This is a genomic window from Velazquezella soli, assembly GCF_977018685.1.
Genome location: NZ_CDRNXF010000004.1, coordinates 919,818 through 933,179 on the forward strand (window position 1 = coordinate 919,818; position 13,362 = coordinate 933,179).

General features: G+C 61.7%; 14 protein-coding genes. 11 read left to right on the forward strand and 3 right to left on the reverse strand.

What is annotated here, in order from left to right; translation table 11 throughout:
• Nucleotides 1-95: 95 nt before the first annotated feature.
• The 8 genes from AC0JZ8_RS08000 to minE all read left to right on the forward strand — a co-directional run bounded on the left by AC0JZ8_RS08000 (nucleotide 96) and on the right by minE (nucleotide 8,061).
• Complete coding sequence (locus AC0JZ8_RS08000) at nucleotides 96-1,472, forward strand: dihydroorotase (protein ID WP_471892220.1); 1,377 nt, start codon at nucleotides 96-98, stop codon at nucleotides 1,470-1,472.
• A gap of 4 nt (nucleotides 1,473-1,476) precedes the next feature.
• Nucleotides 1,477-2,715: a Zn-dependent hydrolase gene (locus AC0JZ8_RS08005; RefSeq protein WP_471892221.1), complete on the forward strand. Its 1,239-nt coding sequence runs from the start codon at nucleotides 1,477-1,479 to the stop codon at nucleotides 2,713-2,715.
• A 9-nt stretch (nucleotides 2,716-2,724) separates the two neighbouring features.
• Nucleotides 2,725-3,822: a DUF917 domain-containing protein gene (locus AC0JZ8_RS08010; RefSeq protein WP_471892222.1), complete on the forward strand. Its 1,098-nt coding sequence runs from the start codon at nucleotides 2,725-2,727 to the stop codon at nucleotides 3,820-3,822.
• Nucleotides 3,819-4,370 (forward strand): Imm42 family immunity protein, encoded by a 552-nt coding sequence (locus AC0JZ8_RS08015; protein WP_471892223.1) that lies wholly within the window; start codon nucleotides 3,819-3,821, stop codon nucleotides 4,368-4,370. Before AC0JZ8_RS08010 ends, AC0JZ8_RS08015 begins: the two co-directional genes overlap by 4 nt.
• Before the next feature lie 14 nt (nucleotides 4,371-4,384).
• Nucleotides 4,385-6,037 (forward strand): urocanate hydratase, encoded by a 1,653-nt coding sequence (locus tag AC0JZ8_RS08020; RefSeq protein ID WP_471892224.1) that lies wholly within the window; start codon nucleotides 4,385-4,387, stop codon nucleotides 6,035-6,037.
• A gap of 91 nt (nucleotides 6,038-6,128) precedes the next feature.
• On the forward strand, nucleotides 6,129-6,932 hold the full coding sequence (gene minC / locus AC0JZ8_RS08025; RefSeq protein WP_471892225.1) for a septum site-determining protein MinC: 804 nt from the start codon (nucleotides 6,129-6,131) through the stop codon (nucleotides 6,930-6,932).
• A gap of 53 nt (nucleotides 6,933-6,985) precedes the next feature.
• On the forward strand, nucleotides 6,986-7,801 hold the full coding sequence (gene minD / locus AC0JZ8_RS08030) for a septum site-determining protein MinD (RefSeq protein WP_062461610.1): 816 nt from the start codon (nucleotides 6,986-6,988) through the stop codon (nucleotides 7,799-7,801).
• Nucleotides 7,798-8,061, forward strand: a complete 264-nt coding sequence (gene minE / locus AC0JZ8_RS08035) for a cell division topological specificity factor MinE (RefSeq protein ID WP_062461607.1) — start codon at nucleotides 7,798-7,800, stop codon at nucleotides 8,059-8,061. Before minD ends, minE begins: the two co-directional genes overlap by 4 nt.
• A 6-nt stretch (nucleotides 8,062-8,067) precedes the next feature.
• Here the strand turns inward: minE and AC0JZ8_RS08040 are convergent, their stop codons facing one another.
• Nucleotides 8,068-8,718 carry a hypothetical protein gene (locus tag AC0JZ8_RS08040; protein ID WP_174197076.1) on the reverse strand — a complete coding sequence of 217 codons (651 nt, stop codon included), beginning with the start codon at nucleotides 8,716-8,718 and terminating at the stop codon, nucleotides 8,068-8,070.
• Between the two features lie 24 nt (nucleotides 8,719-8,742).
• Nucleotides 8,743-8,961, reverse strand: coding sequence for a hypothetical protein (locus tag AC0JZ8_RS08045; RefSeq protein ID WP_062461605.1), 219 nt, complete (start codon nucleotides 8,959-8,961; stop codon nucleotides 8,743-8,745).
• 275 nt (nucleotides 8,962-9,236) lie between these two features.
• Between AC0JZ8_RS08045 and AC0JZ8_RS08050 the strand changes: the two genes are divergently transcribed.
• The 3 genes from AC0JZ8_RS08050 to AC0JZ8_RS08060 all read left to right on the forward strand — a co-directional run bounded on the left by AC0JZ8_RS08050 (nucleotide 9,237) and on the right by AC0JZ8_RS08060 (nucleotide 12,277).
• On the forward strand, nucleotides 9,237-11,282 hold the full coding sequence (locus tag AC0JZ8_RS08050) for an NAD(+) synthase (RefSeq protein ID WP_471892226.1): 2,046 nt from the start codon (nucleotides 9,237-9,239) through the stop codon (nucleotides 11,280-11,282).
• Nucleotides 11,283-11,384: 102 nt separating this feature from the next.
• Nucleotides 11,385-12,080, forward strand: coding sequence for a superoxide dismutase (locus AC0JZ8_RS08055; protein WP_062461599.1), 696 nt, complete (start codon nucleotides 11,385-11,387; stop codon nucleotides 12,078-12,080).
• Nucleotides 12,081-12,121: 41 nt separating this feature from the next.
• Nucleotides 12,122-12,277 carry a hypothetical protein gene (locus tag AC0JZ8_RS08060; RefSeq protein WP_092659468.1) on the forward strand — a complete coding sequence of 52 codons (156 nt, stop codon included), beginning with the start codon at nucleotides 12,122-12,124 and terminating at the stop codon, nucleotides 12,275-12,277.
• Nucleotides 12,278-12,310: 33 nt separating this feature from the next.
• Here the strand turns inward: AC0JZ8_RS08060 and AC0JZ8_RS08065 are convergent, their stop codons facing one another.
• Nucleotides 12,311-13,336, reverse strand: a complete 1,026-nt coding sequence (locus AC0JZ8_RS08065; protein WP_471892227.1) for an acyltransferase family protein — start codon at nucleotides 13,334-13,336, stop codon at nucleotides 12,311-12,313.
• Between the last annotated feature and the right edge of the window lie 26 nt (nucleotides 13,337-13,362).

Consider the following 13,362-nt stretch of genomic DNA (forward strand, 5'->3'; position numbering starts at 1 on the left):
AAATTCTCCTAGTCTGCCCTCCCAAGCGGTTCCGATCGAACGCGCGCCTCAAGGCTCAAGGGCTCAAGGCTTCAAGGCTTCAAGGAGACAGGCCGATGTCGGATTTCGATCTTGTTCTGAAAGGCACGCTGGTCCTTGCCGACCGCATCGTTCCCCAAGGTTATGTGGCAGTCCGCGACGGTCTCATTGCCGCTGTTGGTCAGGGCCGGACGCCGTCCGCGCGCGAAAGCCACGATCTCGGCGCATCGCTGATCCTTCCGGGTGCGGTCGATGCGCAGGTGCATTCGCTTTCCCAGAAAAACCAGGAGGATTTCATCTGGTCGACCCGCTCGGCTGCTGCCGGTGGCGTCACCACCATCGTTGATATGCCCTATGACGAGGGCAATCTCGTCTGCTCGGCCGATGCGGTGCGCCGCAAGGCGGCCCATGCGGAGACGCAGGCCAGGGTCGATTTCGCGCTCTATGGCACGGTCGATCCGCAGGAGGGCGCGGTGCGCATCCGCGAACAGGTGGAAGCCGGTGTCGCGGCCTTCAAGTTCTCGACGTTCGGGACAGACCCGAAGCGCTTTCCGCGCATCTTTGCGCCGCTGATGGCCGAGTGCTTTGCTGCGATCGCGCCAACCGGCCTGACGGCCGGCGTCCACAACGAGAACGACGAATATGTCCGCTGGGCGATGGCTGAGGTGAAGGCCTCCGGCATTACCGATTACCGTGCCCACGAAATGTCGCGTCCGCCAATGACCGAGCTTCTGGCGATGACCGAGATCTACGAGATCGGTGCGGCCACCGGCTGTCCGGCCCATGTGGTGCACTGCTCGCTCGGTCGCGGTTACGAGATCGCCGCCGGTTACCGCGCGCAGGGGCATCGCGCCACGGTCGAGTGCCTGATCCATTACCTGACGCTCGACCAGGAAACCGATGCGAGACGGCTCGGCGGCAAGTCGAAATGCAATCCGCCGATCCGGCCGCGGGCGGAGGTGGAAAAGCTCTGGCGACATCTGGCGGCCGGCAATGTCACGCTTCTTTCGACCGACCACGTCAGCTGGTCGCTCGACCGCAAGACCAATCCGGACATGCTCGCCAACGCCTCCGGCCTGCCGGGTCTCGAAGCCATGGTGCCGCTGTTTATCAAGGGTGCGCTGGAACGCGGTGTGTCGCTCACCTGGGCCGCGAGGCTGATGGCGCTCAATCCCGCCCGGCATTTCCGCATCGATCACGTCAAGGGCGCGCTTGAGGTCGGCAAGCATGCGGATATCGCTGTGCTGACGGCGGAAGAGCATGTGTTCGATGCGTCGAAGACCGGGAACAACGTCGTCGGATGGTCGCCCTATGACGGAATGACCTTGCCCTACAAGGTGGCCGGAACCTATCTTCGCGGCACACTCGCCTATGACGGATCGAAGGTGCTGGCGCAGCCCGGCACCGGCCGGTTCGTGCGGCCCCCGGCCAACCTTTCACTTCAGGATTTTTGATTGCATGACATCCAATCTCGCCGTCAACGCCGACCGGATCGCAGCCGATATCGAGGCGTTGGCTGCTATCACCGAGCCGGACAGGCCCTGGACGCGCCGGGCCTTCACGCCGATGTTTCTCAAAGGCCGCGCCTACGTCGAAAAGATCTTTCGCGAGGCCGGGCTCGAAACCCACATCGATGCCGCCGGCAACATGACCGGGCGGCGCAGGGGAACCGTGGACGGCAAGGGGACGATCATGCTCGGTTCGCATACGGATACGGTGCCGAACGGCGGCCGGTTCGATGGCATCGCCGGCGTCATCGCGGGTCTCGAAGTGGCGCGATCACTCAAGGATGCCGGCATCGCGCTCGAACATGATCTGGAAATCGTCGATTTTCTGGCCGAGGAAGTGTCGATCTTCGGCGTGTCCTGCATCGGCAGTCGCGGCCTGACCGGCGTTCGCCCGCCCGAATGGCTGGAGCGCAGCACCGATGGCGTAACGCTGGCGGACGGCATCCGTCAGGTCGGCGGAGATCCCGACACCGTATTCACGCGCACCGATATCAAAGCCTTCCTCGAACTGCATATCGAGCAGGGCACGGTGCTGGAGCGCGAAAACGTCGATATCGGCATCGTCGGCGCCATCACCGGCATCTCGCGGTTCGAGATCCTTGTCGAGGGCCGCGCCGATCATGCCGGTACCACGCCGATGAATGCCCGTTACGATGCGCTAGGGGCCGCATCGATCATCGTGCTCGGCATCGAGGAGATCGCCCGGGAGCTTGCGTCGGGTCAGAGCTATTTCGCTGGCACGGTCGGCGAGTTCTCGATGGAGCCGAACGCCGCCAACGTCATCCCCTCGCATGTGCGCATGCTGATCGATGCGCGTGCCGTCGATAATGCCGTGATGGACGAATTCGTCGCTTCCGTCACCGCGCTTTGTGCACAGACCGCGAGTGAGCGTAGCGTAACCATCGCCGATCCGCGCCGGGTCTCGCATGCGGCGCCGACGCCGATGTCGGACATGGTGACTGGCGTGCTTGCCGAAAGTGCGCAGCGGATCGGCGCGACCAGCCGACCGATGGTGTCGGGCGCCGGTCACGATGCGGCCTTTCTCTCAAAGGTGGCGCCGGCTGCGATGATCTTTATCGCCAGCAAGGATGGCCGCAGCCACGCGGCGGAAGAATGGTCCGACAACGACGACATCGCACTGGGTGCTGCCGTTCTCTACGAGGCGGTCTTGGCACTCGACAAACAATAGGAGCCCGGGATGGGTCGCATACTGACGGAGAAGGATGTCGAGGCGGCGGTACGCGGCGGCTCGGTCTATGCGGCCGGCGGCGGCGGCTGGTCGGATCACGGGCGCATGCTCGGCTATGCGGCCGTCTCGGTCGGCCGGCCCGAACTCGTCTCCATCGACGAGCTGTCCGACGACGACTGGGTGGCGACGGCTGCCGCGATCGGAGCCCCGGCGTCGACCACGGCCTGGGAAATGCAGGGCATCGACTATGTGAAGGCCGTGCAGCTGCTGCAGGATGCGCTGGGCGAAAAGGTTGCGGCGCTGATGATCGGCCAGAACGGCAAGTCCTCGACGCTTAACGGCTGGCTGCCATCGGCCATCCTCGGCACCAAGGTGCTCGATGCGGTCGGTGACGTGCGCGCCCATCCGACAGGCGATATGGGCTCGATCGGCATGGCGAATTCGCCCGAGCAGATGATCCAGACCGCAGTCGGCGGCAACCGGGCGGAAAACCGCTATATCGAACTCGTCGTGCGCGGCGCCACCGCCAAGGTCTCGCCGATCCTGCGCACCGCCTCTGACATGTCCGGCGGCTTCATCGCCTCATGCCGCAATCCGCTGCGGGCGTCCTATGTGCGCGACAATGCGGCGCTCGGCGGCATCAGCCTTGCTTTGACGCTTGGCGAGGCGATCATCGAGGCCGATGCCAAGGGTGGATCCGCCGTCATCGACGCGATCGTCAGGACGACCGGCGGCACGATCCTGGTCGAGGCCGAGGTGAGCGCCAAATCGGTGGTCTATACGAAGGAAGCCTTCGATGTCGGCACCATCACGCTCGGATCCGGTGATAGGGCGATCACCCTGCATGTGATGAATGAATACATGGCGGTGGATGACGCTGGCGGAAACCGTCTCGCGACCTTCCCGGATATCATCTCGACGCTGTCGCCCGACGGCGAGCCGATGAGCGTCGGCCAGTTGCAAGTCGGCATGCGCGTGTTCGTGCTGCATGTTCCGAAGGCGCTGATCCCGCTGTCGTCCAGCGTCAAGGATGCGTCGGTCTACCCGATCTGCGAGGCGGCGCTGGGGATCAGCATTGCGGATTATGCGCTGGGCTACCGCAGATGATTGTCGGCGATGTCGAGACGTTTGCTATTGAATTTCAAATCAGCGAGGCACATCCGGACGACCATTTTTTGGCCCTCGGTTTTTTTATCGTGCATGTCAACGGGCGGGAGTACGGGGTAAGGTCTGACAATGCGACGATGTTGGCCAATGCTGTTGACGGTGCTGCAGAGTTGTTGCGTACGAGGGGCGTGACAGTGAACTCGCGTCTTTCAAACATGACTGCAGACCAACTAGCCGATGAATATCTTGAAATATTTTATCGAGAGATCTCGAACAAAATTGCAGCAAACGACCTCAAGGATCGTCAGACCCAGTTCCTTTCGGCGAGTTGCCTCTGGCCAAGTTACGATGAGGAGTTCGATGACGGAAGCCATATCCTGCGCTTCGATCTTGGTAGCCACGTCAGAGTAGTAGGCTTTAAGAACGATAACTACCAGCCAGATCGACTTACCGAGACACGGGTCAAGGCTGAAGTATTCTACGACGTGATTTCACGCTGGCCGGTATTGTTCCGCGAACAGCGACTGCGTGCCCTTCAACGACATTGAGCGAGCGCTTCAAGATGCCAAAGCCCAACCCGCGCCATCCGAAATTCCCGATCCCCGGCGGGCCTGAGCTGCGCGCAAAGGGCTGGCGGCAGGAGGCGTTGTTGCGGCTTCTGGAAAACGTGCTGGCAGTGGGCGAGGATCCGGACAATCTGATCGTCTATGCGGCGCTCGGCAAGGCGGCGCGCAATTGGGCGGCGCATGAGGCGATCGTGCGCACATTGAAGACGATGGACGAGAACCAGACGCTGATCATCCAGTCCGGCAAGCCGGTCGGGTTGCTCAAGACCCATGACAAGGCGCCGCTCGTCATCATGGCCAATTGCAACATCGTGGGGCAGTGGGCGAAGGCCGAGTATTTCTATGCGCTGCAGGAAAAGGGGCTGATCTGCTGGGGCGGGCTGACGGCCGGGGCGTGGCAGTATATCGGCAGCCAGGGTGTCATTCAGGGCACCTATGAAATCTTCATGCGGATCGCCGAGAAGCGTTTCGGCGGCTCGCTTGCCGGTCGCTTCATCCTGACGGCAGGTCTCGGCGGCATGGGCGGCGCGCAGCCGCTCGCCGGTCGCATGGCGGGCGCTGCGATCCTGGTGGTTGATATCGATCCGGAACGGGTCGCCAAGCGCCGCGAGATCGGGTTTCTCGATGAGGTCGCGCCGGATCTCGATACGGCGCTTGCGATGATCGATGCGGCAGTTCGTGACAAACGCGCTGTCTCGATCGGTCTCGTCGGCAATGCCGCCGACATCTACCCGCAGATCGTCAAGCGCGGCATCGTGCCCGATATCGTCTCCGACCAGACCTCGGCGCACGATCTGGTCTATGGCTATGTCCCGAAGGGGATGAGCCTTGACGAAGTCCGCCGGCTACGCAAGGAAGGCCAGGGCCAGTTGATGGCCGCAAGCCGCGCCTCGATCGCCGATCATGTCCGCGCCATGCTGACCCTGCAGGAACGGGGTGCGGAAGTGTTCGACAACGGCAACCTCATCCGCACCCAAGCGCGCGAGGGCGGGGTTGCCAACGCCTTCGACATTCCGATCTTTACTGAAGCCTATCTGCGGCCACTGTTCTGCAGGGCGATCGGGCCGTTCCGCTGGATGGCGCTGTCGGGCGAAGAAAGCGATATCGCCCGCATCGACGATCTCGTGCTCGAGCTTTTCCCGGATAATTTCATCGTCACCAACTGGATCCGGCTGGCGCGCGAAAACGTGCCCTTCGAAGGCTTGCCGGCGCGCATCGCCTGGCTCGGGCATGGCGAACGCACGAAGCTTGCGTTGGCCGTGAACGCGCTGGTCGCAAGTGGCAAACTTGCCGGGCCGATCGCGTTTTCGCGCGACCATCTCGATGCCGGCGCCATGGCGCATCCCAATATCATGACCGAGAACATGAAGGACGGATCGGATGCGATCGCCGACTGGCCGCTGATCAACGCGATGACGATGTGCGCGTCGATGGCGGACCTTGTCGTTATCCATTCGGGCGGCGGCGGCTATGCGGGTTACATGACATCTGCCGGTGTCACGATCATTGCCGATGGGACGGAAAAAGCCGCCGAACGGCTTGAACATTCGATCACCAACGACACCTCGCTCGGCATTATCCGCTATGCGGATGCCGGCTATGACGAGGCGATCGAGGCTGCCGAAACGGCCGGCCTGAAATTGCCGTAGAAAGGGTCTTCGTTAAAGCTTTGAAGGGGTGCGTTAACCTTTTGTTAACCACCCCGGCGCTACATCTAACGTCAACGATTTGTTTACGTAGATGACCAAAGTGCTAACAGACGCTCGCTCAATCCGTATCAAGGGCCGCTCGTTTTTGGCGGTCGTCTTGTCCCCCGATCTGCCGCTCGACAACTGGCTCTCGCGCCTTGACGATCTGGCAGCCCGCTCGGCCGGCTTCTTTCTCGACCGGCCGGTCGTGCTCGATATTTCCGAGGTCTCGATCGACAAGATCGAGCTGAAGGACCTGCTCGAACAGCTGGCCGAACGCAATGTCCGGATCATGGGTATCGAAGGCGCTCGCCCGTCGATGCTTGGCCCCGGCATGCCGCCGGCGATGCGGGGCGGCAAGGCTGCATCCGATTTCGAAGTCCCGGAAAAGTCCGAGGATAAGTCGACTCAAGAAAGCTCCGGACAAGTTGGCGTTGCTACCAAGCAAGGTGCCAAGCAGCCGGAAACGGATACCGACAGTCAGCTCCGCAACGAGCCGATCAAGGTTGCCGAGGTCCGGCCGGTCATCCAGTCGCTGGTGATCAACGAGCCGGTTCGCTCCGGTCAGTCGGTCATCTTCGCGGAAGGTGACGTGACCGTTATCGGTTCGGTTGCCTCCGGTGCCGAAGTGATTGCCGGCGGTTCGGTGCATGTCTACGGCGCAATACGCGGCCGAGTCATGGCTGGATCATTGGGGAATGCAACGGCTCGGATCTTTTGCCGCAAGCTCGAGGCCGAACTGGTCGCGATCGACGGCATCTACAAGATGGCCGAGGACATGGACGCAAGCCTTCGCGGGCAGCCTGTCCAGCTCTGGCTCGACGGCGACATCATCATGGCAGAAACGCTCAGTTAAGAAATGAAAAAAAGCAAATGATAACGGGCCGGCAGGACACAGGAGAGATTGGTATGGGGAAAGTCATAGTTGTGACTTCGGGCAAGGGAGGGGTCGGCAAGACGACCTCGACCGCGGCCCTCGGCGCGGCGCTCGCCAGCCGCGGCGAAAAGGTCGTCGTCGTCGATTTCGATGTCGGGTTGCGTAACCTCGATCTCGTCATGGGTGCCGAGCGCCGGGTCGTCTACGACCTCGTCAACGTCATCCAGGGCGATGCGAAGCTTCCGCAGGCCCTGATCCGCGACAAGCGCCTCGACAACCTGTTCCTGCTGCCCGCCTCGCAGACACGCGACAAGGATGCCCTGACATCCGAAGGTGTCGAGCGCGTGATGGCCGATCTGAAGCGCTACTTCGACTGGATCATCTGTGACAGCCCTGCCGGCATCGAGCGCGGTGCGACACTTGCCATGCGCCATGCGGATATGGCCGTCGTGGTCACCAATCCGGAAGTCTCTTCGGTGCGCGACAGCGACCGCATCATCGGTCTTCTCGATTCCAAGACGCTCAAGGCCGAAAACGGCGAGCGGATGGAAAAGTATCTTTTGCTGACCCGCTACGACGTCAACCGTGCCGAGCGTGGCGACATGCTGAAGGTGGACGACGTTCTGGAAATCCTGTCGATCCCGCTGATCGGCATCATTCCGGAAAGCATGGATGTGCTGCGTGCCTCCAACATCGGTGCACCGGTGACGCTGGCCGACGCCAAGAGCGCTCCGGCCCAGGCTTATTTCGATGCCGCGCGGCGTCTCGCCGGCGAGGTCCTGCCCATGACCATCCCGGGCGAAAAGCGCGGTCTCTTCGGCAAGATCTTCGGAAGGAAGGCCGCATGAACATGTTCCGCCTTTTCAACAGGCCGAAATCGGCGCCCGCGGCCCGCGAGCGTCTCCAGGTACTGCTTGCTCATGAACGCATGGTTGTCGGCACCGATCTGGTCGCCGTGCTGCGCGAGGAAATTCTGGCCGTCATCGCCAAACACGTCCAGCTGGACGCCGACCGCGTAACGGTAAAGATGGATCGCGACGAGCACTGCACTATCCTGGAGATCGACGTCGAGATCCCGCTCAATGCGAGCGCCCAGGCCGCAGCCTGAACGTCTCTATCGAGTTAGCCTCCCAAGGCTGGTTTGAAAGGCGGGTATGTCCGGCGGGACATGCCCGCCTTTTGCGTCGTCCCAGCGGACTTCCAGATGGCCGCCGAGCGCCCGGACACCCTTGTCGATGGCTTTGAAATCCGGGTAGCGGCTCTTGTATCCGCGGGTCTGGAAATACTGGCCGGTGCCGGCCTCTTCATCCATATCGCGCATGATCCACCGGATCGCGTAGCAGCGGCTTCGCAGCTGATCCAGCGCCGGAATGCCTGTCAGCTTGTAGGGCTTCCGGCTGCGGCGAAAACCGTAATAGCGGGCCGCCGCCTGGATCCGGTCCCAGCTGACGCCCGGAAACGCGTCGCAGATCTCTTTCCGGTCTGCGGCGGGATAGAGCCTGCGCAATTTCTGCCGGGCCGACCATCCCCAGGCCTGCCGGCGTGGTGCAAGACCCAGTCTCTGGCAGCGTGTCTGTATGGCCTTTTTCGACCGGGCATGCAGAACCTGGCTTATGGCAAAGTAATCGGGGTGAAAGATCCGGCAGATCAGGTCTTCCTCATCCGTCCAGAGCTTGTGTCCGCTGACGGTGAAGCCCGAACGCAGTATCTTCAGTCGTGTCCGCTCGGTGAGAGCTAAGTCTTTCGCAAGCTGCGCCAGGTCCATCGCAGGGTCCTCTGACGCTGGCGGCTATGGCTTCTTGACGTTCAGCGCCCGGAATGAGTTGAACGTTCCTCCCTTGTCGGTGAACAGGTCCACAAGCGGCTTCGGCAGACCGTTCAGCTCCCGCAGCTTGAGCGCGAGGAAGGCAAATTCCAGCTTGAGGCGATCGATTTCCTGCGCCCGGGCATCGAGAATGCGTGCCTCGATCTCAGCTTTCTGGCGAAGAAGATCATCCAGTACGGACATGACAACGCTCCAAAATATGACGTTTGAATGTGGCTTTCTTGAAAAATTGCATGCGGGAAAAACCGTGTGCGGTCACACGTTCGGACAAGCTGTCACGGAAATTCGATTTTGCCAATCGCCGTCGCCATTTCCAACGTCACCCGATTCTGATGTCGCTATGCTGGCGCGTGTTTACAGAGGTGCTATACAGGCCAATGATTTAGGTAGGCGTCTCGGGCAGTCGCAAATGCGAGGCGTCACTATCGCGGCCAATGACCATGCCTTCGGAGTTCCAGATGAATTTCCATTCGCCCTATAGCCACGGCTTCATTCGCGCCGCCGCCTGCACGCCGGTCTGCGAACTCGGCGACCCGGAATTCAACGCGCGCGCAACGCTCGACCTTGCCCGCGACGGTCACGCGCGCCGCGTTGCGCTGATGGTGTTTCCGGAACTTGGCATTTCCGGCTATTCGATCGACGACCTGCTCGGCCAGGACGTTCTTCTCGATGCGGTCGAAAGCGCGCTTGCAACGATCGTCGAGGAAAGCAAGGCGCTGCTTCCCGTGCTTCTTGTCGGCGCACCGCTGCGTCACGAAGGACGTCTGTTCAACTGCGCCGTCGTCATCCATGCAGGCCGCATTCTCGGTGTGGTGCCGAAGACCCATATCCCGAATTACCGCGAATTCTACGAGAAGCGCTGGTTCGCATCCGGCCGGAGCGTGCGCGACATGATGATTTCGGTTGCCGGACAATCGGTGCCCTTCGGGATCGATCTGCAGTTTGCCGCTGAAAATATCCGCGATTTCATCTTCCACGTGGAGATCTGCGAAGACGTCTGGCTGCCAGCGCCGCCGAGCGATTTCGGCGCGATGGCCGGTGCTCTGATCCTCACCAACCTGTCGGCCAGCAACATCACCGTCGGCAAGGCGGAGATGCGCAAGCTGCTTTGCGCTACCCAGTCGGCGCGCAACTTTGCCGCCTATCTCTATTCGGCCGCAGGCCCCGGCGAATCCACCACCGATCTCGCCTGGGACGGCCAGGCCTGCATCTACGAACTGGGCGATCTGTTGGGCGAGACCGAGCGTTTTCCGGCCGGCCCGCAGATGTGCGTCGCCGATATCGATGTCGAGCGGCTGCGTCTCGAGAGAATGCGCACCGGCACGTTCAACGATGCCGCAACGCTGCATCTGACCGCAGGCAAGACGTTCCGGCGCGTCCTGTTCGACTTCGAGCGGCCGCAAGAAACGCTTGATCTGGAGCGGGCCATCCAGCGCTATCCGTTCGTGCCATCAGATCCGAAACGGCTCGATCAGGATTGCTACGAGACCTTCAACATCCAGGTCCAGGGCCTGATGAAGCGGTTGAAATCGACCGGCATCAAGCGCCTCTGCATCGGCATTTCAGGCGGCCTTGATTCGACCCATGCGCTGCTGGTCGCAGCCAAGGCCTATGACCAGCTCGGCTGGCCGCGCACCGATATTCTCGGCTTTACCATGCCGGGTTTTGCCACCGGCGACGACACGAAGTCGAATGCCTGGGCGCTGATGCGCGGCATGGGCATTACGGCCGAAGAGGTCGACATCAAGCCGCTTGCCACCCAGCTTCTGCACGATCTCAAACATCCGTTCAGCGGTGGCGAGCCGGTCTATGACGTGACGTTTGAAAATGTGCAGGCTGGCCTGCGCACCGATTTCCTGTTCCGCGCTGCCAACCAGCGCAACGCGCTTGTGCTCGGCACCGGCGACCTGTCGGAGATCGCGCTTGGCTGGTCGACCTACGGCGTCGGCGACCAGATGAGCCATTACAACGTCAACGCTTCGGTACCGAAGACGCTGATCCAGCACCTCATCCGCTGGGTCATCGAGGCCGAGAGCTTCGATGACGAAACCAATGCAACGCTGCAGCGCATCCTCAATACGCTGATTTCGCCGGAACTGGTGCCGGCGGGCGCCGACGGGGCCATGCAGAGCACGGAAGACAAGATCGGTCCCTACGATCTGCATGATTTCACGCTCTACTATCTCACCCGTTTCGGCCTGAAGCCGTCGAAGATCGCCTATATGGCGCTGCAGGCCTGGAAGGATGCCGGCGCTGGCGCCTGGCCGTCGCATTTCCCGGAGGAGAAGAAGCGGCAGTTCGATCTGCCCGTCATCAAGCGCTGGATGGAGACGTTCCTGTTCCGGTTCTTCACGATCAGCCAGTTCAAACGCTCGGCTTCGCCGAACGGGCCGAAGGTCACGTCGGGCGGTTCGCTCTCGCCGCGCGGCGACTGGCGGGCGCCGTCGGATGGCAATGGCCGGATCTGGATCAAAGAGCTCAAGGACAACGTGCCGGACGCATGACGTCCGTGCTCCGCAACACGCAATTGTCAGGCGGGATCGGGAAACCGATCCGCGTCTCGGGGGTTGTTCTTTCCTAGAGGTAACAGGGAAGGAGCTCAATTCATGGAACTCAACCGTCGAACCGTTCTCACCGCAACCGCTTTCACAGCGGCCGCTGCGGTGTTTCCAATTCCCAATATTGCACGCGCCGCCGCGCCGTTTGCACAGCCGAAGCTGCCATTCGGCGAGGGCGATCTGGCACCCGTCATTTCCGCAAAGACCGTGGGCCTGCATTACGGCAAGCATCACAAGGCCTATTTCGACAAGCTGAACACGCTGTCGACCGGCACCAAATATGCCGACATGGATCTTGAGGCGATCGTTGTGGAATCAGCCAAGTCCGATGCCGATGCGGACAAGAAGATCTTCAACAATGCCGCCCAGGCCTGGAACCATGTGGCCTACTGGGATCAGTTCGTTCCCGGTGGCCCGAACCGACCGCAGGGCGAGCTGGCAACGACGATCAACGAGACGTTCGGCGACTATGATGGCTTCATCAAGCGCGCCGTCGATATCTCGGATACGGTCTTCGGCACAGGCTGGGTGTGGCTCACTCGTGATGACGCCGGCAAGCTGGCACTGATCGGCTATGAGGACGGCAAGAACCCGATTGCTGTCGGACGTCCCGCCTATCTCGGCATCGATATATGGGAACATGCCTATTACGTCGATTACGAGAACCGAAAGCCGGAGCATATCCGCGCCGTCCTCGACAAGCTCGTGAACTGGCGTTCGGTCGAGGAACGCATGGCCGCCTGAGGCTGCGATGTTCCCTTTAGTCAACAGAGAGAGGAGTGCCCATGGCCCAGGATCCATTTGAACCCGTACCCGGCCCAATCCCGCCAACACCCGCTCCGCCGGTCCCTCCGATCGGTGAGCCGGAGCCCGACAGGTTGCCGGATGAAGATCCGGTGCCGAACCCGGATGAAAACGACGATCCGCCGCAATACGCCTGAGTTAGCGGCTCACCACGAAGAAGGGACGGCCGGTCAAGGGACCGGCTGTCTTTCTGTCTGCTTCGCCGGAAGGCGCCACAGGCCCGTCCGCTTTCCCCTCACCAGTGCCTGCATCGGCCGCTCCAGCGCCTCATAGGCGAGGACGCCGACCAGCGTGCCGGCGACCACGGCGATCGTGGTTTCCGCGACAGGCGGCAGGGATGCAGACGACAGGATCTTGACGGCGACCGAGACCGCAAACGTATGCCAGATGTAGATTGAGTAGGACGCATCGCCGAGATAGGCGAGGGCAGGGATCTTTGGGACCGAGCGGCTCTTTTCAAGGCTGAGCGCGCCGGTCACCAGCATGATCGCAAGCGGTCCACAGGACCACGCATCGAATTCAAGCTTGAAAATCTGGATCGCCGCGAACCCGGCGATCGACAGGCAGATCAGCGCCAGCCCGATCGTGGCCGGCGGGACCGCGCCGCGCTGCCAGAGTTTCGCAAGTGCTGCACCTGCCACGAATTCCAGAATGACCGGGGCCGTGTAGAAGCCAACCGACGGATTTTCGGGCGGCATGACGAGGCCGATTGCGACAAGCGTTCCGAACACCAGCGCCAGCAACGGAAGCCGGGCCGATGGGCGCGCAAACAGGGTGAGCGCAAACACGGCGTAGAAGAAGATCTCGTAGTTCAGCGTCCAGCCCTGCACGAGGACAGGCCAGAGTGCGCCGGTGCTGGGCGAGGCAACGGGCAGGAACAGCAGCGAACCCAGCACATGCGGCAGGCTCAGCACGAGGTTTGGAAACGCACCCGCAAAGGCGCCGGCGATCATCAGAAGCGTTGCCGCCCAGTAGATCGGCACGATGCGCAGCAGCCGGTTTTTGAAGAACGTGCCGGGACTTGCCGAGCGGGCGTCGCTGATCGCCATCATGATAAAGCCGCTGACGACGAAGAACACGTCGACACCCGCCGCACCGATGGTGAAGTGCAGGCCGCTTTTCTCGCCGGCATGAAACAGCACCACGGCCAGCGCCGCAAAGGCTCTCAGATACTGGATCGAATAGAGAGTAGGCATTGTCTTCACGTCCTTCGACGCCCGTT

What these genes read in the sequence shown, in the direction of transcription:
- AC0JZ8_RS08000 (WP_471892220.1), top strand. Translation starts at nt 96, where the DNA reads ATGTCGGATTTCGATCTTGTTCTGAAAGGCACGCTGGTCCTTGCCGAC.
- AC0JZ8_RS08005 (WP_471892221.1), top strand. Translation starts at nt 1,477, where the DNA reads ATGACATCCAATCTCGCCGTCAACGCCGACCGGATCGCAGCCGATATC.
- AC0JZ8_RS08010 (WP_471892222.1), top strand. Translation starts at nt 2,725, where the DNA reads ATGGGTCGCATACTGACGGAGAAGGATGTCGAGGCGGCGGTACGCGGC.
- AC0JZ8_RS08015 (WP_471892223.1), top strand. Translation starts at nt 3,819, where the DNA reads ATGATTGTCGGCGATGTCGAGACGTTTGCTATTGAATTTCAAATCAGC.
- AC0JZ8_RS08020 (WP_471892224.1), top strand. Translation starts at nt 4,385, where the DNA reads ATGCCAAAGCCCAACCCGCGCCATCCGAAATTCCCGATCCCCGGCGGG.
- minC (WP_471892225.1), top strand. Translation starts at nt 6,129, where the DNA reads ATGACCAAAGTGCTAACAGACGCTCGCTCAATCCGTATCAAGGGCCGC.
- minD (WP_062461610.1), top strand. Translation starts at nt 6,986, where the DNA reads ATGGGGAAAGTCATAGTTGTGACTTCGGGCAAGGGAGGGGTCGGCAAG.
- minE (WP_062461607.1), top strand. Translation starts at nt 7,798, where the DNA reads ATGAACATGTTCCGCCTTTTCAACAGGCCGAAATCGGCGCCCGCGGCC.
- AC0JZ8_RS08040 (WP_174197076.1), bottom strand. Translation starts at nt 8,718, where the DNA reads ATGGACCTGGCGCAGCTTGCGAAAGACTTAGCTCTCACCGAGCGGACA.
- AC0JZ8_RS08045 (WP_062461605.1), bottom strand. Translation starts at nt 8,961, where the DNA reads ATGTCCGTACTGGATGATCTTCTTCGCCAGAAAGCTGAGATCGAGGCA.
- AC0JZ8_RS08050 (WP_471892226.1), top strand. Translation starts at nt 9,237, where the DNA reads ATGAATTTCCATTCGCCCTATAGCCACGGCTTCATTCGCGCCGCCGCC.
- AC0JZ8_RS08055 (WP_062461599.1), top strand. Translation starts at nt 11,385, where the DNA reads ATGGAACTCAACCGTCGAACCGTTCTCACCGCAACCGCTTTCACAGCG.
- AC0JZ8_RS08060 (WP_092659468.1), top strand. Translation starts at nt 12,122, where the DNA reads ATGGCCCAGGATCCATTTGAACCCGTACCCGGCCCAATCCCGCCAACA.
- AC0JZ8_RS08065 (WP_471892227.1), bottom strand. Translation starts at nt 13,336, where the DNA reads ATGCCTACTCTCTATTCGATCCAGTATCTGAGAGCCTTTGCGGCGCTG.